Origin of the sequence: Psychromonas sp. (assembly GCF_047632955.1) — a bacterium.
Taxonomy (GTDB): Bacteria; Pseudomonadota; Gammaproteobacteria; order Enterobacterales; family Psychromonadaceae; genus Psychromonas.
The window spans coordinates 26,266-45,989 of the sequence record NZ_JBLIED010000027.1 but is presented as its reverse complement, the minus strand read 5'-3'; the positions used below and the strand labels follow the sequence as shown (position 1 = coordinate 45,989).

Annotated in this window: 17 protein-coding genes; 9 read left to right on the top strand and 8 right to left on the bottom strand. The window is 43.7% G+C overall.

Features of this window, described 5'->3' with window-relative positions; translation table 11 throughout:
• The 3 genes from ACJAZP_RS14460 to ACJAZP_RS14450 all read right to left on the bottom strand — a co-directional run.
• Positions 1 to 798: ABC transporter permease (locus ACJAZP_RS14460; RefSeq protein WP_415231450.1), on the bottom strand; the 798-nt coding region annotated here is incomplete at its 3' end.
• Between the two features lie 4 nt (positions 799 to 802).
• Positions 803 to 1,615 carry an alkaline phosphatase family protein gene (locus tag ACJAZP_RS14455; protein WP_415231449.1) on the bottom strand — a complete coding sequence of 271 codons (813 nt, stop codon included), beginning with the start codon at positions 1,613 to 1,615 and terminating at the stop codon, positions 803 to 805.
• An 11-nt stretch (positions 1,616 to 1,626) separates the two neighbouring features.
• Entirely contained in the window at positions 1,627 to 2,676 is a 1,050-nt protein-coding gene (locus ACJAZP_RS14450) for an ABC transporter substrate-binding protein (RefSeq protein ID WP_415231448.1), read from the bottom strand.
• A 198-nt stretch (positions 2,677 to 2,874) separates the two neighbouring features.
• Between ACJAZP_RS14450 and ACJAZP_RS14445 the strand changes: the two genes are divergently transcribed.
• The 4 genes from ACJAZP_RS14445 (at position 2,875) to ACJAZP_RS14430 (ending at position 5,323) form a co-directional block, all read left to right on the top strand.
• Complete coding sequence (locus tag ACJAZP_RS14445; protein WP_415231447.1) at positions 2,875 to 3,594, top strand: UTRA domain-containing protein; 720 nt, start codon at positions 2,875 to 2,877, stop codon at positions 3,592 to 3,594.
• Between the two features lie 310 nt (positions 3,595 to 3,904).
• A complete protein-coding gene (locus ACJAZP_RS14440) occupies positions 3,905 to 4,114 on the top strand; it encodes a cold-shock protein (RefSeq protein WP_415231446.1) in 210 nt (69 codons plus the stop codon).
• 348 nt (positions 4,115 to 4,462) lie between these two features.
• A complete protein-coding gene (locus tag ACJAZP_RS14435) occupies positions 4,463 to 4,801 on the top strand; it encodes a thioredoxin family protein (RefSeq protein WP_415231445.1) in 339 nt (112 codons plus the stop codon).
• Positions 4,802 to 4,987: 186 nt separating this feature from the next.
• Positions 4,988 to 5,323, top strand: coding sequence for a hypothetical protein (locus tag ACJAZP_RS14430; RefSeq protein WP_415231444.1), 336 nt, complete (start codon positions 4,988 to 4,990; stop codon positions 5,321 to 5,323).
• 86 nt (positions 5,324 to 5,409) lie between these two features.
• Here ACJAZP_RS14430 and ACJAZP_RS14425 read toward each other — a convergent pair whose 3' ends face one another.
• The 4 genes from ACJAZP_RS14425 to ACJAZP_RS14410 are packed head-to-tail and all read right to left on the bottom strand — an operon-like array spanning position 5,410 to position 9,702.
• Positions 5,410 to 6,609: an ABC transporter permease gene (locus tag ACJAZP_RS14425; RefSeq protein ID WP_415231443.1), complete on the bottom strand. Its 1,200-nt coding sequence runs from the start codon at positions 6,607 to 6,609 to the stop codon at positions 5,410 to 5,412.
• A gap of 3 nt (positions 6,610 to 6,612) precedes the next feature.
• Positions 6,613 to 7,827: an ABC transporter permease gene (locus ACJAZP_RS14420; protein ID WP_415231442.1), complete on the bottom strand. Its 1,215-nt coding sequence runs from the start codon at positions 7,825 to 7,827 to the stop codon at positions 6,613 to 6,615.
• Positions 7,824 to 8,543 (bottom strand): ABC transporter ATP-binding protein, encoded by a 720-nt coding sequence (locus ACJAZP_RS14415; protein WP_415231441.1) that lies wholly within the window; start codon positions 8,541 to 8,543, stop codon positions 7,824 to 7,826. The genes ACJAZP_RS14420 and ACJAZP_RS14415 overlap by 4 nt, the downstream gene beginning before the upstream one ends.
• A complete protein-coding gene (locus ACJAZP_RS14410) occupies positions 8,536 to 9,702 on the bottom strand; it encodes an efflux RND transporter periplasmic adaptor subunit (RefSeq protein WP_415231440.1) in 1,167 nt (388 codons plus the stop codon). The genes ACJAZP_RS14415 and ACJAZP_RS14410 overlap by 8 nt, the downstream gene beginning before the upstream one ends.
• Before the next feature lie 760 nt (positions 9,703 to 10,462).
• Here ACJAZP_RS14410 and ACJAZP_RS14405 point away from each other — a divergent pair.
• Positions 10,463 to 11,473, top strand: coding sequence for a carbohydrate porin (locus tag ACJAZP_RS14405; protein WP_415231439.1), 1,011 nt, complete (start codon positions 10,463 to 10,465; stop codon positions 11,471 to 11,473).
• 200 nt (positions 11,474 to 11,673) lie between these two features.
• Here the strand turns inward: ACJAZP_RS14405 and ACJAZP_RS14400 are convergent, their stop codons facing one another.
• A complete protein-coding gene (locus tag ACJAZP_RS14400; RefSeq protein WP_415231438.1) occupies positions 11,674 to 13,308 on the bottom strand; it encodes an FMN-binding glutamate synthase family protein in 1,635 nt (544 codons plus the stop codon).
• 219 nt (positions 13,309 to 13,527) lie between these two features.
• Here ACJAZP_RS14400 and ACJAZP_RS14395 point away from each other — a divergent pair, with 219 nt between their 5' ends.
• From ACJAZP_RS14395 to recF, 4 genes are all read left to right on the top strand, one after another.
• Positions 13,528 to 15,285 (top strand): SulP family inorganic anion transporter, encoded by a 1,758-nt coding sequence (locus ACJAZP_RS14395; RefSeq protein WP_415231437.1) that lies wholly within the window; start codon positions 13,528 to 13,530, stop codon positions 15,283 to 15,285.
• Positions 15,286 to 15,923: 638 nt separating this feature from the next.
• Complete coding sequence (gene dnaA / locus ACJAZP_RS14390; RefSeq protein ID WP_415231436.1) at positions 15,924 to 17,300, top strand: chromosomal replication initiator protein DnaA; 1,377 nt, start codon at positions 15,924 to 15,926, stop codon at positions 17,298 to 17,300.
• Positions 17,301 to 17,471: 171 nt separating this feature from the next.
• On the top strand, positions 17,472 to 18,575 hold the full coding sequence (dnaN, locus tag ACJAZP_RS14385) for a DNA polymerase III subunit beta (protein WP_415231435.1): 1,104 nt from the start codon (positions 17,472 to 17,474) through the stop codon (positions 18,573 to 18,575).
• A gap of 58 nt (positions 18,576 to 18,633) precedes the next feature.
• A complete protein-coding gene (gene recF, locus ACJAZP_RS14380; protein WP_415231434.1) occupies positions 18,634 to 19,713 on the top strand; it encodes a DNA replication/repair protein RecF in 1,080 nt (359 codons plus the stop codon).
• Positions 19,714 to 19,724: the final 11 nt, after the last annotated feature.

Sequence of the window (19,724 nt, the reverse complement as noted above, 5' to 3'; positions counted from 1 at the left end):
AGGCTCTAAGAAAAGATCCCCCGACACTAAACTGGCGATGCGCACCGTCACCACATTGTAGTTACCCGTGGTTAAGGCATAGACACTGGCATAGGCACCGATCGCGTTAGCAATTAAAATAATAAAGGTACCCAGGATAGCAGGCGATAAAACCGGCAATGCAATCTCCGTCCAAAACTGCCATTTTTTTGCGCCTAATAAAGTACAGGCGGCTTGCCAGTCATCCTGTAAAGCATCAAAAGCGGGATACAGCAATAAGGTTGCAAGTGGCACCTGGAAATACACATACAGAGTTAATAGTCCCCACTGTCCATAGAGATTAAAATCATCAATCAGACCGACTTTTTTTAACAATAAAGTCACCGCACCGTTGAATCCTAGAATAATAATAAAAGCAAAAGCCAAAGGCACACCACTGAAGTTGGCGGCCATATTGGTAAAAGCCACCACTGCATCACGCAAGCCAGAGTCAACTTTGCGTAATGAGGCCACAAAAAACAGCGCTAAAATTAGGCTGATACTACTGGACCAGAACGCCAGCCATAAACTATTGCCAAAGGCCTGTAAAATAAAGGCCGAATTAAAGATAGTTTGATAGTTTTCTAAACTCACCTGCTGATCAAACACAAAGCTGTTAAGCACTATCCAAATCATCGGCGCAATTTGAAATAAAAAGAACAGCACTAAAAACGGCAATAATAACCATAAGGGTCTGAATCGCTTTAGTGACTGTGTTTTAAATTTTTCAAAGCGCCCTGTTTTTCTCTGTGCTACGCCGGGTAATACAGTGCTATTCATCGCCTTAACCTTGTTTTAATAAAGCAGGATTATAGGGTTTTTGATGATCAGACAATCCCAATAACTGACACAGCAGCCCGCAAATTTGAGTTTGTTTTAGATCAACGCTTTTCTGGCTAAACTGCGTGCCAAGTAAAAACAGCGGCACCGCGCGCTCCTCCTCTAAAATGCCCCCATGGGTTTTATCATTATTCATGCCATGATCACTGGTGATCACCACTTGATAACCTTCTTCTATCCAGGTGGGTAAATAATCCGATAAAATGATGTCCGCCTGACGGGCACTATTGCGGTACTCGGGGGAGTCCAAACCAAACCGATGGCCCGCATCATCAATATTCATCGGATGAATAAGTAAAAAATCCGGTTGATAGGTTTGCCGTAAATGCTCGCCATCGGCAAACAAAATAGTGTCCGGGTAATGATCTAAGTGATAAAACATACCATGTTGAATATTAAGAGATTTATCATTACAGATACGATCTGTTTGCTGATTGTAGGGGCTGCTATTGTATAATTCACTGACCCAGTGATAGGCCGCCGCAGCGGTGGTTAGCCCCGCTTGTACCGCTAAGCTAAAGACACTGCTGTTAAATGATAAACGCCTCACCTGGTTATTGACTATACCGCTGTGTACAGGCGCTTCGCCGGTTAATAAACATTCATATAACGGCCGTGATAATGACGGTAATTCACAGCTGATCTGGTAAGTCGTTGCTTGCTGGCTGTCCATAAAGGCACTCAAGTAACCCATACAATTTTGGGCTACTTGATAATTTAGGCCATCAAGAACAACAAAGATTACTTTATTGCTCATGCTGCTGCCCCTTATTGGATATGGATAAGAACGTTTTCTTGCCATTGTCTTGGCAATTTACGCGCTGTTTTTTCCCAGTCTTTAAAGTCCGTGATTGGGAAAACATTGCTGTACTGATCATTGCTAATCAGTTTCGCTTGTGTTGCTGCAGGCAGAACGACATTGCTACGAATAGGACGGGCATAACCTTCGGCTAAATTGATTTGCCCTTGATCACTGAAGATATATTCACGTGCGAGTTTCGCGGCATTGGGGTTTTTTGCGTATTTATTGATAATGGTGGTATATCCAGAGATAACCGAGCCATCCTGTGGAATAGTCACGGTAAAGCGTGAACTATCAATTTTAGCGCGGTAGTTCAAAGCGTTAAAGTCCCACATAATAGCTAAGGCAACCTCCCCTTTCTCAATATTGGCAATGCTCGGATCATTCATTGATAAACGCCCTTGCTTGGCCAATTCAGCAAAGAATTTCAATGCGGGTTCGATGTTTTTCTCATTACCACCATTAGCAAATGCCGCCGCTAATACGGCATTATTTGCCTGCGCTGCAGTGCCCACATCCCCCACTGTGACTTTGTAGTCGCCGGCTAATATATCAGCCCAACTCTTGGGTGGGTTTTTCACCAGGTTATTGTTGCTTAAAAAAGAGATAGTGCCGGTATAGGCAATCGCCCAGTGCCCGTCTTTATCTTTTGCCCAATCGGGAATTTCCGCCCACGTGCTTGGTTTATAAGCTTGTGTTACCCCTTTTTCCACCGCGACACGGGCAAAAGCAAAACCCACATCACCAATATCTGCCGTGGCATTATTTTTTTCAGCGGCGAACTTGGCTATTTCCTGCGCTGAACTCATATCGGTATCCTGATGGCTTAAACCGTAGAGCTTGTTCATATCTGCCCAGGTATCTTTCCAGTTTGCCCAGCTGCCCGGCATACCAATACTGTACAGTTGCCCCTCACTTTTTGCCTTATCAATCAAAGTATTAATATCACTATCCGCATGTGCAACAGTGGCAATCAGACAACCGGCTAAGGTGGTCATGGTAAGTAGTTTTTTCATGGCATTTCCTCTGGACTAGGTCAGTTAAATAAGTTGTCATCATAGAGTGGGACTGTGACACTTTAAAGAAGCTAAGATGACAGTTTAAAGAAGGTAAAATAACTGTTTTGTATTGCATACTGATAAAGAGGATTGTCATATTTCTGTTATTAAAGGGTGCTACTTTTACGCCTTTTAAAGCGCTGGAATAGGTCAGTCATGGAAAACACTAAAGCGACGCAATTAAGCCGTATAAAAGATAGCCTCAGACAATTATTAGCACAGAATGTATTGCATGGATCGCAGAAGTTACCCTCAGAAAGAGCGTTAAGTGTGCTGTTTTCCACCACCCGTATTACCCTTAAAGAAGCACTGTCAGCCTTAGAAATTGAAGGGATAATTTACCGCGAAAGTCGCCGTGGTTGGTTTGTTTGCCCTACGCCTTTGATTTACAACCCGCTATCACGTTGCCATTTTCATCAGTTGGTTAGTGACCAGCAGCGCAGTGCCAAAACGCAAGTATTAGCGGTGCACACAAAATTCGCAGATGCACAGCAAAGCAAGCTGTTAGGCTTGGAGAAACTCACTGAATTACATTGCATTGAGCGACTGCGTCATGTGGATAACAGGCCCGTTTTATATGTACAAAACTGCCTGATAAGCGCCCTTTTCCCCGATATATTGAAACAGGATTTAAGTCAGTCTTTAACCCGGCTTTATCAACAGCGATACGGTTATCAGACCTTACGCTCACGCTTTGAAGTGACTTTGTGCGGTGCGAATAGCCAGGTTGCTGACGCCCTGCACCTGGCACAGGGTCAGCAAGTATTAAAAATATGCAGGGTTAATTATCAGCAGCAAGGCACTATTATTGATTGTGAGTTTGAATATTGGCGCCCCGATGCGGTAATCATTACTATTGATAGCCACGAAGGATAATGCAAGAGCTTTCTCGCCCTAGGCGCAGCTTGTTTTATTGCTTCCGGTTGTTTTATCTAGGGCCTGCGCGATCGCTGCAGCACCCTAGATGTCCTCCAGTCGGAAGCTGCGCACTTATTAGGCAGGTTGTTGACTTTAATTTCTCACTCTGTAAAATGTACTTCAGCAAAAGAAAGCCTTACGTTTACATTCTCCATTTCGTTGTTTTATTAATAATACCACGCACTGTAGTTTTTAAGTTCCAGTCTGTTTTTACGCTATTCAAGCCTTTTGAAGGCACCATACATTAAAAAAATTACAGGATATTATTATGTCTGAGAAAGTACAAGGAACCGTTAAATGGTTCAACGAAGCTAAAGGTTTTGGTTTTATCGAGCAAGCATCTGGTCCAGATGTATTCGCTCACTTTAGTGCTATTGCAAGCGACGGTTTCAAAACTTTAGCTGAAGGCCAAAAAGTAGAATTCACTGTAAGCCAAGGTCAAAAAGGCCCGCAAGCAGACAGTATCGTAGCGCTTTAATTCGCTGTGATATATTAGCTCAAAAATAGAGCTGAATAAATAATGGTAAACCTTTGCGGGTTTGCCATTTTTTTTAAATAATTTATATTTATAGAATTCCAAATCGATTAAATTCATACCCATTTATACGACTTAAAGCACATGCTGAGCAGACGTAAAACTACTTTAAGTCTTTTTTATTGACTTTTTAATTAGAACATCCAGTTACTGTAATCAATGCCTTGCTTTCATGAGTTTTTCGGTGCTTAATTTAAGGACAAAGTGTATCTTTACCAGCCGCGCAACTTGAACTTATCTGGTTGTACAGATCGCAGCTTGCCAATCATCAATAGTGAGGAATCAAATAACATGCAAAGCAGTCAGCTTGGTTTTAACCCGAATTATGCAGAAGATGCACCAACACTTGAACAGGTCAGCGGATTAATAGGTGATGCACTTCTGGAATTCGGCGTTCCCTGGTGCGGCCATTGTCAGGCGGCGCGACCTGCAGTGGAAGAGGTACTGAACGAACATTTAAAGCTGCCGCACATCAAGTTATATGACGGAAAAGGTAAACCCCTGGGCCGAGCATTTCGGGTTAAACTTTGGCCGACTTTGATTTTGCTGCATGATGGTAAAGAAGTGGCACGATTGGTGCGGCCTTTGAATACTGACGAAGTACGCCAACTGTTGGCACAATGCGCCTAAACAACCCTTTATCGTCCTGCGGGTATTGAAGCTGCAGGATTTTATGGGTGAATCTTTTAAGCTTACTTATTGCCCTTAAAAATAAAATACCCACAATATTATTGACGTTAAGTTGACCTGCATTTATTTGCCTGTAAAATGTGACTTAAATCTCATTATTTGGTTATTGTCGTTAAAAATAAAAATATGCATAAAATCATTAACGTTAAGTTGACCTCTATTTTTTCCCCAATATGTCAAACATTGCTTCAGGAAGATGATCAAAAACTAAAAACACAAATTCAAGATAAAGACCTGAATAACGGCACCGAGTTACTTCTTATTCGTCTCGATGGCACTATTATCGGTTATGCAACTTTTGACCTTGTGGATCATATATATGTCCATATTAATTCAATCCACTTCAGAAAAATGATTAAAGATCATGCGCTTGCTGAATACTGGTTATCTCGTCAATTAAAGCGCCATTTACGAAAAAACACCTACATCAATATTAAGTTAGCCCGTCAATACATCTGCTAAAGAAAGGGTAAAACAACCTCTATTTAAAGACTCAGTGGTTAAAAGCCCACCTGCAAAAATAAAAGTTGCTTAGTTTTATGGATTGCTTATTGCGCATGCAGAGCTTCAACGGGGTCGAGTCGGGCGGCGCGTCGGGCGGGCAGCACACCGGCAATAACACCAATACTGATGGCGATGACTTCGGCCAGAATGACAAAATTCCAGGAGGTATGTACCGGCAGAGCAGGTAAACTCAGATGCAGGAGTTGGGCAATACCAATACCCAGTCCCAATCCGGCCAGCCCACCAACCGCGGAAAGTACAATTGCCTCTCCTAAAAATAAACTGAGTACCTGAGAGCGCCTGGCGCCCAATGCGCGAATTAAACCGATTTCACTGATCCGCTCATTGACGGCAATAGTCATGATAGTGACTATCCCGATCGCGCCAACTAATAATGAAATACCGCCAATCGCGCCCACGGCAAAGGTCAGCACACTCAGTACAGAGCCCAACACCTCAAGCATCTGCTGCTGGGTGGTAATGGTGACATCGTCCTTGCCATGGCGTGCTTCGAGGATTTGTTTAATACCCGCCACCACGGTTTCAACGGAGGTATTATCATCATAAAGCAGATCCACTTCATGCAGGGTGTCACGGTTAAATAAACTCAGCGCCCTGGATGCCGGAATGTAAACGGTATCATCAAGATCAAAGCCTAATACGTTGCCTTTTGACTCCATCACACCAATAATACGAAAACGATTGCCCCCCACCGTAATGCGTTGTCCTAAAGGATTTAAATCGTCAAATAGTTCATATTTGAGTTTACTGCCGAGTACCGCAAAAGCACGCGGAGCGGTGGGATCATCATCGGGCAGAAAGTGCCCTGACTTTATGACCATTTGAAAAGCTTCCGGCATTTGTGAACCGGCACCATAAATCGTCGTGCGGCGGCTGCGATTACCCGCCTCTACCTCGGCATTACCCTGCACAAAAGCCACCACGGCTTTTGCATAGGGCAGCCGTTTAAGCGCCTGCGCATCTTCAATGGTTAATGGTCGCTCGGTACCAAAGACCCCCATACTGATCCCGCCGGTTGTCGCTTTGCCGGGATTGATGGCCACCAAATTAGTGCCAAACTGGGTAAATTCAGCCAGCACAAACTGATGCACACCTTCGCCGATAGAGGTTAACAACACAACCGCAGCAACGCCCACGGCGATACCTAATGCAGATAAAAAACTGCGCAGACGATGGGCAATCAGGGATGCGGCGGTTAAATGAAGAAGATCACCGAGGCGCATAATCTATTTACCGCTCAGCGCGAGAACAGGATCGAGGCGCGCGGCCTGCCTGGCCGGCAGTAAACTAAAAATAAATCCGGCCAGTAGACTCACAGCAACCGCTGTTAATACCGCCCACAGCGGAGCATAGGCTGGCAGGTCCGGGAAAGCATAGCGAATAGCAAAACAACCCAGCTCACCTAACAATAAACCGATTGCGGCGCCAAAGGTTGATAACATAATCGCTTCAAATAAAATCAGCCGCAGAATCTGCCGTTGCGGTGCACCCAGAGCTTTCAGTAAACCAATTTCCGCAGTACGCTGGGAGACGGCCACCAGCATCACATTCATGATTAAAATGCCGGCAACAGCGAGGCTGATTGCCGCAATGCCGCCGATAGCATAGGTCAGCGCCCCTAATATACTGTCAAAGGTTTTCAGAACCGCATCCTGAGTAATAACGGTGACATCGCGCTTGCCCTGATGACGCTCTTTTAACAGCTCGATAGTAGATTGCTTGACGGACTCAATGGCCGAACGGGTTTTAGCTTCGACCAGAATACGAAACAGTGAAGCACTATTGAATAACTGTAGGGCAGATGCGACCGGAATAATAACCGTATCCTGCACATCCACACCAATCGAGCGGCCTTTCGAGCCCATAATACCAATCACTCGAAAACGTCTATCTCCCAGACGTATCCATTGACCCTGTGCGGCTTGTGCACCAAATAGCTGCTCACTTATATTACGGCCAATCACACAAACGGGAGTGGCGCGATCCAGATCGCCAGCAGGTAAAAAATTTCCCTGCGCCAGTTGCCAATGGCGAATATCTAACAGCTCGGCGTTACTGCCAATAATCGCCACTTCACGTGAACGTCCTTGAAAACTGGCATTAATTGAGCCGATACTGATCGGCGCTATACGGCGAACGTTGCCGTTACGGGTTAACAGCTGCGCATCATCCAGGGTCAGATCCCGAGGAGTCGTGCCCACCATCGCAATCGGGTTAAGCCCTGATGTTTCAGAATAGCCGGGGAAAACAATCACCAGATTGGTGCCTAATGAACTAAATTCATTGCTCACATAGCGCCTTGCACCCTCCCCCAAAGCGGTTAACATAATGACCGAAGCAACACCGATAGCCATTGCAATTAACATCAGGATTGTCCGCGTTGGGAAACCGCTCAGGGCACGCCAGGAAAAACCTATAATGTCACGCAACGAGGCTCTCATATGCTTGCCTGAGATAAAGTCTGATCTGATTCAATACGGCCATCAAGCATTTTTATCTGCCGTGTTGCGCGCTCACCGATGTTGGCGTCGTGAGTCACGATAATCACCGTAATGCCCTGACGGTTAAGCTGCTCGAGAATATTAATCACATCCAGACCGGACTTTTGATCCAGATTCCCGGTGGGTTCATCGGCCAGTAATAGTTTCGGCTGCATAATAGTGGCACGGGCAATCGCAACTCGTTGGCGCTGCCCGCCGGAAAGCTGATCGGGAGTATGCTGAGCACGATCGGTCAAATCCATTTCGGTGATCGCTTTATTAACCAGCGGGTGGCGCAGCTTTGGATCCGTGCCGGCGAGTATTAAAGGCAGCTCGATGTTCTGTGCAGCCGTTAATCGGGGAATAAGGTGAAAAGCCTGAAAAACAAAGCCAATGGTTTTACTGCGGGTGGCGGCCTGCTGGTTATCGGGCAGGCTGGTAACATTTTGCTGATTTAACAGATAAGTGCCCGTCGTGGCGCTATCCAGCAGGCCTATTAAATTCAGCAGGGTTGATTTTCCTGAACCGGAAGGCCCCATAATAGAAATATATTCACCCGCCACAATAGATAGATTGATATCATCCAGAGCATGGACCCTTTGTGAGCCAACCAGAAAGTCACGATGAATATTAGTTAATTCAATCATGCTTAATTCGATCATAGTCAATTCATTCATGGTTATTTTCAACATCTTTACTTTCAACTACAGCACGGACACCCTGTTCAACACCTTCCCGCTCGATTGAAGTGACTAGCTGCTCACCCGCGCTAAGACCCTCCAACACTTCCGTAAAACTCCAGTTGCTTATGCCGATGGTGAGCTGTCGTTGCTCAAGCAACCCATCTTTTTTTAAAATAAGCACCCTGTTAGCTTCAAACAGCGCTGCTGTGGGAATACGCAAAACATTATCACGCTGCTGCAGAATAACTTCGGCATCGGCACTGTAACCGGGTAGCATATTGTCTGTATTGTCGATATTGATAAATTCAACTTCTATTTCAACGGTGCGCGACTGTTTTTCCAGATCCAGCACATAGTCGGCAACCCGCCGTACTGTTCCGGCAAATGTTTTTCCTGCAAAGGCATCCAGTGAAATACGAGCGGGCATTTGCGGGCGAACCTGCGGTGCATCTACTTCATCAATGGGCGCGGAGACATACAGACAGCTGTAATCGATCAAATCAATCGCCGGCAGAGTCGCGACGCCAATCGGTGAAGGCGTCAGAAATTCCCCCACGGCGCCATTCACTTCAGCAACCCGGCCGTTAAAAGGCGCGCTTAAGCGGGTCCGCGCCAACGCTGCTCGAGCCACATCTATTTGTGACTGACTGACCTTGACTGAGGTATGCGCGGCTTGACACGCGGCTTGTCTGGCGTTTGCTTCGCTTTCGGCCTGGTCAACACTCTCGGCAGAGACCATGTTTTTTTTGAACAGAGTACTCAGTCGATAAGCTTCACGTTTGGCAAGGTCGGCAATAATACAGGCTTCGCGCACCAGAGCCGTGGATCTTTCACTTTCATGCTCAGCCAGTGTGACTTGGGCTTGCAGATCATCATTCCATATTTCCAGCAGCAGTTGCCCGGCCTTGACCCGATCCCCCTCTTTAACCAGCAGACTTTCTATCTGGCCACCGACTGAGGGAGAAAGGCGCGCACGTCGGCAGGCCTTGAGCGTTCCCGCACGCGTATTAGTAATGGTTGCCAGTACTTCACCGTTGCTGACCTCCTGCACCACCACCGCGACCGGGCGAGGACGTTGAAGGTAAACAATAAAAGCGCCAATGGTGACGATAATCAGCACACTGATAATGAGCAGGCGATGTCTTTTTAGCATGAAAAGTTCCCGGTTATTTTTACAGGAAAATTATATGGTCGTTTATAAATACGAACCGGATTAATTTATGCTCAGCGAAAAATAGCACTGATTAATCAAGTTGCGATCAGCCCAAAAGATAAAGTTAAGACTCTTAAAATCTCCTTTCGCTAAGAGAGCCTCAGCCCGATGATGAGATAATCAGAACTATTCTAAATATAGATATAAAACAGAATAGAGACAATGATCCAATGAGTTGAGTGCTGTAGCAGATAATTAATAGGTCAATAACGGAATATTATCAATCGAATAAGAGGGTTGTCTGCGGCTGTTTAAGGGCATAAATACAGGGGAAATAAGTGGTCTTGCTAAAGGTCGTCAATCGTAACCGCGCGCCTGAAGTTACATTTTCTAAAGAAAGTACAACATGAGTGCGGATCTTTATAAGGACGAGGGCTTAAATGAAAGGTTGCATCAGTCTTTTAATTTAATCGAGGTAAAGCAGATTGCTGTCGTTGAAAAGGGCATAAAAAGCCCGCTCATTCATTATTTTTATTGCAGCTGTCCATAATTAACGCTTGTTTTTTGTGGGATTGCTCACACACCATAAATGCAAACTGCAAAACAGCTCACAAAAACAGATACAAACGAAGTTTCTCGTTTGCACGGCTAATTTTTATTAGATATCTTTATTCCAGAAAAGTTCAATAATAAAAAAATCAATTAAAACACAAGACCTGTATTACTCAGGTATCTATGATAACAAAGGAAATTAACTACTATGAAAAAATCAATTCTAGCTTCAAGCATTCTCGCTTTATTGGTAGCATCTGCAGCGAACGCAGGTCAAACATTTGATACTGCTGCCGGCTCTTTATACTTAGGTGGTGATGTTGAGTTTGATTACACATCTGAAAACGGTGAAAAATATGATGGCGGAATAGTAGATGCCGACTCAGATTTCGTAGGAAGCGGTCGTTTACTGATTGATATCCACGGTCAGAAAGTTTTAGACAACGGTGCATTTGCATCATTTGCAGTAGCACCTACATTCGGCCAAAATGGCGACCATGGCACTGATGATGTTAAATTTGCCTTTGGTATGATGAATGACTGGAGCTTAACAGTCGGCCATTTTGAAGCACAAGATCTTTCACCAGCAGGTCAGGATACTTACGTAGCTGAATCTGGTACTACTATGTACCGCGCAGATTATGCTCGCGGCCGTAATGATGAGAGTAATGGCGCTCAAGCAACCTTTAATAAAGCAATGGGTGCAGCTGGATTTGAATTAACTGCTTACTCACAAGACAATGGTAACCTTGTGATCCTTCGCCCTGTTGTGACAGCTCCTTTAGGTGATAAAGTATCAATGGCATTTGGTCTTGAATTACCAGTAGCTGGTGACGACGATGGTACTACAGACGCTAAAGATTGGATGGGTGCTGGTGGTTCACTTAGTCTTCAGGCAACTGATGACTTAACTTTAGCTGTTCGTGCTGCTTACTTATCAGATGATAGAGAAGCTGATTCAATTGATTCTTATACAGCCGGTCTTAACGCACAGTTCCAAAACTTATTTATCGCCGCATTATACGGTGAATCTGATTCAGACGAGAATACAGCTGATACAACAGAAATGCAGGTTTACGCTTCTTACAAAATTCCAGCTGTAATGGAAATTGATAACTTTGATATCTACTTGGGTGCGGGCTGGTCACAAGCTGAAGTTGATAATGAAACTAAAGATGACGTACTTGGTGCTCGTGTTCGCTTTAAATACATCTTCTAATTTAGTTTATTTAGCGGCCTAGCCGATAAACAAATTAAATAATAAAAACCTCACTTCGGTGGGGTTTTTTTATGGTTAATTTTTAAGTTAATTTTTAAAAAAACTGTTCACCAAAAACAGTGCTTACTCAAGCACTTGCTTTCATGCCTTTTTCCTGCGCAATATTTTCCCTTAGAGCATTTACTAATTGTAAAAGCAGTTTAATCCAGAGCGGTTAAACCGGCGCTGGATTTGACCACAGAATGCTCAGGTAAAAAACTTTCAGCGGTCGACTCTAACATCTCCCGCGCCACATTTTTAGGGTAGTTTGCAGCAACAAAACTGCTTTTGGCCGGATAGGGGTAAATTTCATCAAAGCGTAAAATAGCGGTTTGGCTGGTACGCCGGTAAATATGTGCGCGGTTAAGCTGGCTCGGAGATTCAAGCCCAGCCGCGTTAATAATCTGCATGGCTGCCTGCACGGTTTTATGGTGAAATGCGGCCACTCGAGTGGCTTTATCCTCAACCACCAGTCCATTAACTAAACTGGGATCCTGCGTTGCTATACCGGTCGGACATCTATTAGTATTGCAGATTAATGACTGCACACAACCCAAGGCTATCATCATACCGCGAGCGCTATTACACAGATCGGCTCCGAGTGCGATATTTTTTACCAGATGAAAACCGGTAAAAATCTTGCCGCTGGCAATCACTTTAATTTCATCTTTCAGGCCAAAACCGATCAGAGTGTCACACACAAAACTCAAGCCTTCCCGTAACGGCATACCCACGGAGTTAGAAAACTCCAGGGGTGCGGCCCCGGTGCCGCCTTCGCCGCCATCAACGGTAATAAAGTCAGGCTTGATGGCGGTTTGAATCATTGCTTTACAGAGTGCAAAAAACTCACTCTTGTTACCGACACAGAGCTTAAAACCAATCGGCTTAGCGGCGCACAGCCGGCGTAACTTTTGGATGAAGAACATCATTTCCAGAGGTGTTGAAAAGGCGGAATGGGTAGCGGGGGAGTTAACCGTTTGTCCTGCAATAACGCCCCTTATCTGCGCTATTTCTATGCTGTTTTTATCACCGGGCAGGATACCGCCATGACCCGGTTTTGCACCCTGTGATAATTTAATTTCAATCATTTTGACGTTATCGAGCAGGGCTATTTTTATGAAATTTTCCGCGCTAAAGTTACCCTGTTGATCGCGGCAGCCAAAATAGCCGGTGCCAATCTGCCAAATTAAATCCCCCGCGTGGCTTAAATGATAAGGGCTGACGCTACCTTCGCCGGTATTGTGGGCAAAACCGCCTATTTTAGCGCCTTTATTAAGTGCCAGGATGGCATTATTACTTAAAGCGCCAAAGCTCATGGCGGAGATATTAAAGATACTAGCGCTGTAGGGTTGCAGGCAATCAGGGCCGCCGATAGTGACGCGGGAATCGGCCATTACGTGGTTAACATGAAGCGCCGCCAGTGAATGCCCGATCCACTCATAACCAACTCGTTGAGTATCAACCTTAGTACCATAGGGTATGGTATCAAGTGCGCCTTTGGCCCTTTGATAAATAACCGAACGAAACATACGGTTAATCGGCACACCATCGGTTTCTGATTCAAACAGATACTGTCTTATATAAGGGCGAATATATTCGGTTATCCAACGCAGATGGCCGACCACCGGAAAATTTATCCACAGGGCATGTTTAGTTTGGCGCATGTCAAAGATACCAAGCAGGGTAACGGGTAAGATTATCATCAATAACCACAGCAGCGCCGGCCAAAATAAAGACAGTAAACAAACCATAACCACTAATAAACCGGCGACCAAAACAAAATATTTTTTAAGCATAATATTACTCCCATGTTTAGTGTGTTGCGCTTATTAGCTTAAGTGTAATAATAAACTAAGCAATTAAGTTCCTGACTTTTTATGGTTTTCCTGCTTTCTCGCCGACGGTTTTGACAAGTGTTTTATTATTAGTCAATAGGACGTTGTTTTTCTCTTATATCCGGCATAATATTGGGCACTTTTTTATTTTTATTTACCTACAGACAACAGAGGTTACCCTTGAAGCTTGCTCGCTTATATTCGATTATGCCCGGGTTAGAAGGACTGCTGGATTACCGCCGGCAATGGTTTCGTGATGATCTTCGCGCGGCGTTATCCGTGGTGGCGGTTGCCCTGCCGGTGGCTATTGCCTACGCCCAATTAACCGGTGTAAATGCAATAGCGGGGTTGTACTCGTGCATTCTGCCGATGTTGGTTTATGCCTTATTTGGCAGTTCACGGCAATTAATCGTCGGTCCCGATGCAGCCACCTGCGCAGTGATTGCGGCGGTTGTGAGCCCGTTAGCTATGGGTGATCCGGTTAAGCATTGGCAACTGGTTATGACCATGACCGGAATGACCGGTATTTGGTGTCTGCTGGCCAGTAAATTTAAGCTTGGAGTGCTCGCCGACTTTCTATCCAAACCGATTTTAATGGGGCTGTTAAATGGTGTCGCCATCACCATCATCGTCGGTCAATTTTCTAAACTTTTTGGTTTTAACTTCGAACATCGTTATCTGATTGAGCGCCTTGCAGACCTGCCTAATTATATTAACCAATTTCATGTGCCGACAATGTTAATAAGTCTGCTGGCTTTATCTGTTTTTTTATTGATTAAACATTTTCGTCCGCAATGGCCTGCGGCATTGGCGGTGATGATATTGAGCGCTTTTGTGGTGTGGTTCTTTAAATTGGGTAGCTTTGATATCAAAACGGTCGGGCTTATTCAATCGGGAATGCCGCTGTTTCAGACACCGGCCTTTGACCTTGGAATCGCACGTGAACTGGTTATGCCGGCACTTAATCTGGCAATGGTGAGCTTTGTCAGTATGATGCTCACGGCGCGCAGTTTTGCCGCCAAAAATGGTTATGATATTGATGCCGATAGAGAGTTTATGGCATTGGGGCTGGCTAATATTGCTTCTGCATTTTCCCAGGGATTTGCCGTGAGCGGGGCGGATTCACGCACAGCGGTGAATGATGCCAATGGCGGAAAAACCCAGTGGGTCTCGATTATAGCGGCTCTACTGATTACGCTGGTGGCATTATTTTTGACCTCACCGTTACAATATATCCCTTCGGCTGCATTGGGCATTGTGCTGGTCATTGCCTCCCTATCTCTGATTGATCTGAAGGCGCTGTGGCAGCTCCGTAAACGCGATAATTCAGCCTTTTTTCTGGCCTTAACGACCTTGTTGGCGGTGCTCTTTATTGGTGTTATTCCCGGGATCACGCTGGCCGTACTGTTAGGTTTATTCCAATTTTTACGCGTGGTAATGCGCCCCACGGAGCAAGTCTTAGGCTTGGATCATAAAGGAGTAATACGCAGCATTGATAGTGCGGGTAAAGCCGAGGCAATACACGGAGTATTTATCTATCGTTTTAATTCTCCGCTGACCTATTTTAATGCGCTCTACTTTAAACGCCAGCTGCTTAAAAAAGTCACAGGCGAAGAGGGGGTTGAATGCCTGATTGTGGATGCTGTGCCCTGTTTTACGCACTTGGATTTAAGTGTGATGGCAATGCTTGCGGATTTACATATTATATTAAAAAAGCTTGGTATTCGTCTGGTGGTGGCCGGACGCAAGCGACAGATGCTCAAGTGGTGTGAATTGGCCGGCGTATCGACCACCGACGGCGGGGTGTTGATCCGTTCAGATCTTTATCTAGCGTTAAAAATGAATCAGATCTATAAACAGGCTCTTGCAGAGGGATTAGCACCTTTAGTACATAAGCAACCCGGCAGTGAGGATGTTGTAATACACCGTCATTTATAGGGATATTAGGGTCTGTTTAATCAAAAAGAGGGTGGTAAATATAAGTTAACTGGCGGTTTTTGATCCTATTATATTTTCATAAAACCGTCATATTCAGCTCATAACAAAAGCAGCCAGGAGACCATATTTATCCGTAAGTTCAGAATCTTTTAAACTTATTACGCCTCATCAAAGGATTCCGATTGAATGCATGCCAATCAACCTTAAAAAACGAAGTAAATACTAACTTACTAAGGATGCTTTAGCAGATAGCTTATTTTGACCATGAGTTTGATCTTTATCAAACCGAGCAAGGCTGACATTTTACAATGTAAATGGATACGCTTATTATATCGTCAGGTTATCTTTGGATTGCATTGATAGGGTAAAAATTTTCTCTTTTGGAACATTTTAACAAATTGTAAGCAGGTTATTCCAGCGCGGCGACGGATAACACGATTCAATAAAACAGCCCCTAATCAACAGATAAAACAAAAAATTTTTAAGTAAGCGCTATTGAATGCAAAAATGTAATTAACCCTGCATCTAATGATAACAAACACAAGGATCTTTTTTACTTATTTATGCAAGGATCTTGTGGCGAAAAACAGATCTTAGCGGTAGAATTATCCGCCCGAATTTAATAACTGGAGTTAATGATGTCCCTGGCAATTTGGCAAGAGTGCCTAGCACAATTAAAAGACGAACTGTCAGCCGGAGACTTTAGTACTTGGTTACGTCCTCTCCAAGCAGATTTTAATAATTCAACCCTGTCGCTTTTTTCTCCGAATAAATATACCAGCGAATGGGTGCGTAACAAATACATGGCGACCATTGAAGACAAGATCCAGCAACTTGTTAATCAGGAAGATCCTAACCATTCGATCAAGATTCGTTTAATGGTGGGTAATGTCAGCTCTGTTGAAAAAAAACCAGCCAAGCCAATCCCTGCCGAGGCAACGCTTAAAAACCAACCTTGGGAAGGGGAGAGCAAAGTTAATCGGGTGCCCCACAAAAGTAATTTGATAAAAAAATATACTTTTGATAATTTTGTTGAAGGTAAATCAAACAACTTTGCTATCGCAACCACCCAGCAAATCGCTGAAAATCCGGGTGATGTATACAATCCTCTGTTTTTATATGCGCATCCAGGCTTAGGTAAAACACATTTATTACACGCCGTTGGCAATGCTATTATCGCAGAAAATCCTGACAGTAAAGTGGTCTATATTCGCTCTGAGCGTTTTGTCCAGGATATGATCAACTCTATCCGTAATAATACGATTGAACAGTTTAAAGAATATTACGCATCACTTGATGCACTACTTATTGATGATATTCATTTCTTTGCCGGTAAAGATCGCTCTCAAGAAGTGCTTTTCCAAACCTTTAATTCGATGTTAGATGCGCATCAACAGGTTATTTTAACCAGTGACCGTTTTCCTAAGGAAATTGAAGGCATTGACGAGCGTCTGCGTACCCGTTTTGGTTGGGGATTATCCATTCCAATCGATCCGCCTGAATTGGAAACCCGGGTTGCCATTTTAATCACCAAAGCAGAAGAACGCGGTCTGAAACTGCCCGATGATGTGGCTTTCTTTATTGCTAAGCGTTTAACCATCACCGACGTACGGGTTTTAGAAGGTGCGATTGCTAATATTTCTGCAAAAGCACAATTCACCGGTCAGGATATTACTATTTCGCTGGTACAAGATGCGCTGCGCGATATGCTTGCGGTGCATACCAAACAAACAACCATTGATAATATTCAAAAAATAGTCGCTGAACATTATCGTATTAAAACCTCTGATATGTCCTCAAAACGCCGTACTCGCACCGTAGCGCGGCCTCGTCAAATTGCTATGGCATTGGCTAAAGAGTTAACCCAACACAGCCTGCCGGAGATTGGAGAGGCATTCGGCGGACGGGATCACACCACGGTCTTACATGCTTGTCGAAAAGTCCAAGAGTTGCGTCGGGAAAACAATGATATTCAAGAAGATTATAAAATCCTCATCCGCACACTTTCGATGTGATCCAGCCGGTCAAAACTGTTGCTCATTTATTTGAGTTAAAGCACAGCGAGCAGTTCATTAATTAAGTAATTTAAAGTATAAATTACCGTCATTAATGACACTCCTGTCAATTTTCAGCGTCTCCAACATTAACCACTTATTTAATGTCATTGCTATAAGGTAAGTTCGATTATGCATTTTTCAATTTCAAGAGAAGCCTTTCTCCGTCCGTTGCAACTGGTTGTCAGCTCCGTTGCCGGTGGACGTCCCGCGTTACCCATTATGGCCAATATTTTAATTGAAGTGAAAGATAACCAATTAAGCCTGACAGGAACTGATCTGGAAGTTGAACTGATTGCCCTTGTCGCACTGGAAAATCCCAGTGAGAATGGTGTTATTACTGTTCCTGCGCGAAAATTACTGGATATTTGCCGAGGTTTATCGGAGCCCTGTGAAATCAAATTTCAGGTAAAGGATGAGAAGGTAACCGTACGCTCAGGGCGTAGTCGTTACTTACTATCTTCATTGCCTGCTGCTGACTTTCCCAATATAGAATCCTGGCAAAGTCTGGTGGAATTAACTGTGCCTCAGGCTGAATTTAAAAAACTGATCGAATTCACCCAGTTTGCGATGGCCAGTCAAGACGTGCGTTATTATCTTAACGGCATGTACTTTGAAGCTTCTGAACAGACATTACGCAGCGTGGCAACGGACGGCCATCGACTCGCATCCTGTTCAATAAAGCTTAATCAACCGATAGAGCAGCAGTCAGTGATTGTGCCGCGCAAAGGGGTGATAGAGTTAGTTAAACTACTCGATAATGATCAGGCAGATGTTACTATTCAAATCGGCCAAAATAATTTACGCGCAGTGATCGAAGGTTTTATTTTCACTACTAAGTTGGTCGATGGGCGTTTCCCGGATTATCGCCGTGTTATTCCTAAAAATGGCGATAAAGAATTAATCTCTAATAGAGAATCCTTAAAGCAGGCCTTTTCCCGTGCCGCTATTTTATCCAATGAAAAATTTCGCGGAGTACGTTTAATTCTTTCTGAAAATCTCTTACAAATTACCGCAAATAATCCCGAAAGAGAGGAGGCTGAAGAGTATATCGATGTTGATTATCACTCTGCCAACTTAGAAATCGGCTTTAATGTAAGTTACGTTCTAGATGTATTAAACACGCTTAAAAGTGAACAGGTTAAAATTACCTTTAGTAATTCAGATCACAGTGCTTTAATAGAGTCCATAGACAGTGATGACTCACTTTATGTTCTTATGCCGATGCGCCTCTAGCGCTTAACTTAGGTGAAAAAAATCCTCAAAAAGATATTTGTCTTTAAGGTCTGGTTATATGTCACTGTCTAAATTGATTATCAATCAGTTTCGCAATATCAGCTCGGCCACGCTCAATTTTAATCCTAAAATAAATGTGCTCGTAGGCCCCAATGGCAGTGGTAAAACAGCACTGCTTGAAGCTATTTATTTTCTTGGACTGGGGCGCTCCTTCCGCACCCATTTAACCACTCGCGTGGTTGAGCACGAATCAAAATCCTTTACGCTTTTTAGCGAAATCAAAAGCAATAACGCCTTAATTCCTATCGGTTTGCAAAAAAGTAAAAGCGGTGAGACTTTATTAAAGATTAATGGCAGTTACTGCAAAAAATTAGCCAATTTAACGCAATACCTGCCGTTACAACTTATTACCCCGGAAGGTTACACTTTACTGTCAGGAAGCCCTAAAAACAGGCGTGCTTTTTTGGATTGGGGGGTTTTCTACCATGATCCTATTTTTTACACTAACTGGTCGCGCATTAAACGACTTTTAAAGCAACGTAATGCTGCTTTAAAGCAATGTAAAACTTACAATGAGCTCCAAGTATGGGATAATGAACTCTGTGTTTTAAGTGAAGAAATCAGTCAACAACGAGAAGCTTATTTTGAGTTGCTAATGCCCTTAGTGAAACAAACCTTAAACGACTTTTTACCTGATTTTTCTATTACCAGTCAATTCTTTTGCGGCTGGGATAAAAACAATAAATCACTACAAGATTATCTGACCGATAATTTTTATCGCGACAAACAAATTGGTTATACCAGCGCCGGACCTCAAAAAGCAGATCTGCGCTTTAAAATCAACGGAATACCTGTTAGCGATGTATTATCAAGAGGGCAGTTAAAGTTATTTGTTTACGCATTACGCTTAGCGCAGGGATTATTTTTAAACTCCTTTGATAATAAACAGTGTGTTTTTTTAATTGACGATTTTAGTTCTGAATTAGACCAGAAAAAACAACAGATATTAGCAAAGCATATTATAAATTCGAATGCCCAGATATTTATCAGTGTTATTTCACAAGAAAATATTGATACCTTATTTGGACAGGAACAGACTGTGTTTCACGTGGAACACGGTAAGATTACAGCAGAATAGGTGGAAGTTTG

Bases quoted from the DNA above. Each gene is read 5' to 3' on its own strand.
- ACJAZP_RS14400 (WP_415231438.1), bottom strand. From the start codon at position 13,308: ATGCTTAAAAAATATTTTGTTTTGGTCGCCGGTTTATTAGTGGTTATG.
- ACJAZP_RS14425 (WP_415231443.1), bottom strand. From the start codon at position 6,609: ATGCGCCTCGGTGATCTTCTTCATTTAACCGCCGCATCCCTGATTGCC.
- ACJAZP_RS14450 (WP_415231448.1), bottom strand. From the start codon at position 2,676: ATGAAAAAACTACTTACCATGACCACCTTAGCCGGTTGTCTGATTGCC.
- ACJAZP_RS14430 (WP_415231444.1), top strand. From the start codon at position 4,988: ATGCATAAAATCATTAACGTTAAGTTGACCTCTATTTTTTCCCCAATA.
- dnaA (WP_415231436.1), top strand. From the start codon at position 15,924: ATGTCCCTGGCAATTTGGCAAGAGTGCCTAGCACAATTAAAAGACGAA.
- ACJAZP_RS14420 (WP_415231442.1), bottom strand. From the start codon at position 7,827: ATGAGAGCCTCGTTGCGTGACATTATAGGTTTTTCCTGGCGTGCCCTG.
- recF (WP_415231434.1), top strand. From the start codon at position 18,634: ATGTCACTGTCTAAATTGATTATCAATCAGTTTCGCAATATCAGCTCG.
- ACJAZP_RS14405 (WP_415231439.1), top strand. From the start codon at position 10,463: ATGAAAAAATCAATTCTAGCTTCAAGCATTCTCGCTTTATTGGTAGCA.
- ACJAZP_RS14445 (WP_415231447.1), top strand. From the start codon at position 2,875: ATGGAAAACACTAAAGCGACGCAATTAAGCCGTATAAAAGATAGCCTC.
- ACJAZP_RS14440 (WP_415231446.1), top strand. From the start codon at position 3,905: ATGTCTGAGAAAGTACAAGGAACCGTTAAATGGTTCAACGAAGCTAAA.
- dnaN (WP_415231435.1), top strand. From the start codon at position 17,472: ATGCATTTTTCAATTTCAAGAGAAGCCTTTCTCCGTCCGTTGCAACTG.
- ACJAZP_RS14415 (WP_415231441.1), bottom strand. From the start codon at position 8,543: ATGAATGAATTGACTATGATCGAATTAAGCATGATTGAATTAACTAAT.
- ACJAZP_RS14435 (WP_415231445.1), top strand. From the start codon at position 4,463: ATGCAAAGCAGTCAGCTTGGTTTTAACCCGAATTATGCAGAAGATGCA.
- ACJAZP_RS14410 (WP_415231440.1), bottom strand. From the start codon at position 9,702: ATGCTAAAAAGACATCGCCTGCTCATTATCAGTGTGCTGATTATCGTC.
- ACJAZP_RS14455 (WP_415231449.1), bottom strand. From the start codon at position 1,615: ATGAGCAATAAAGTAATCTTTGTTGTTCTTGATGGCCTAAATTATCAA.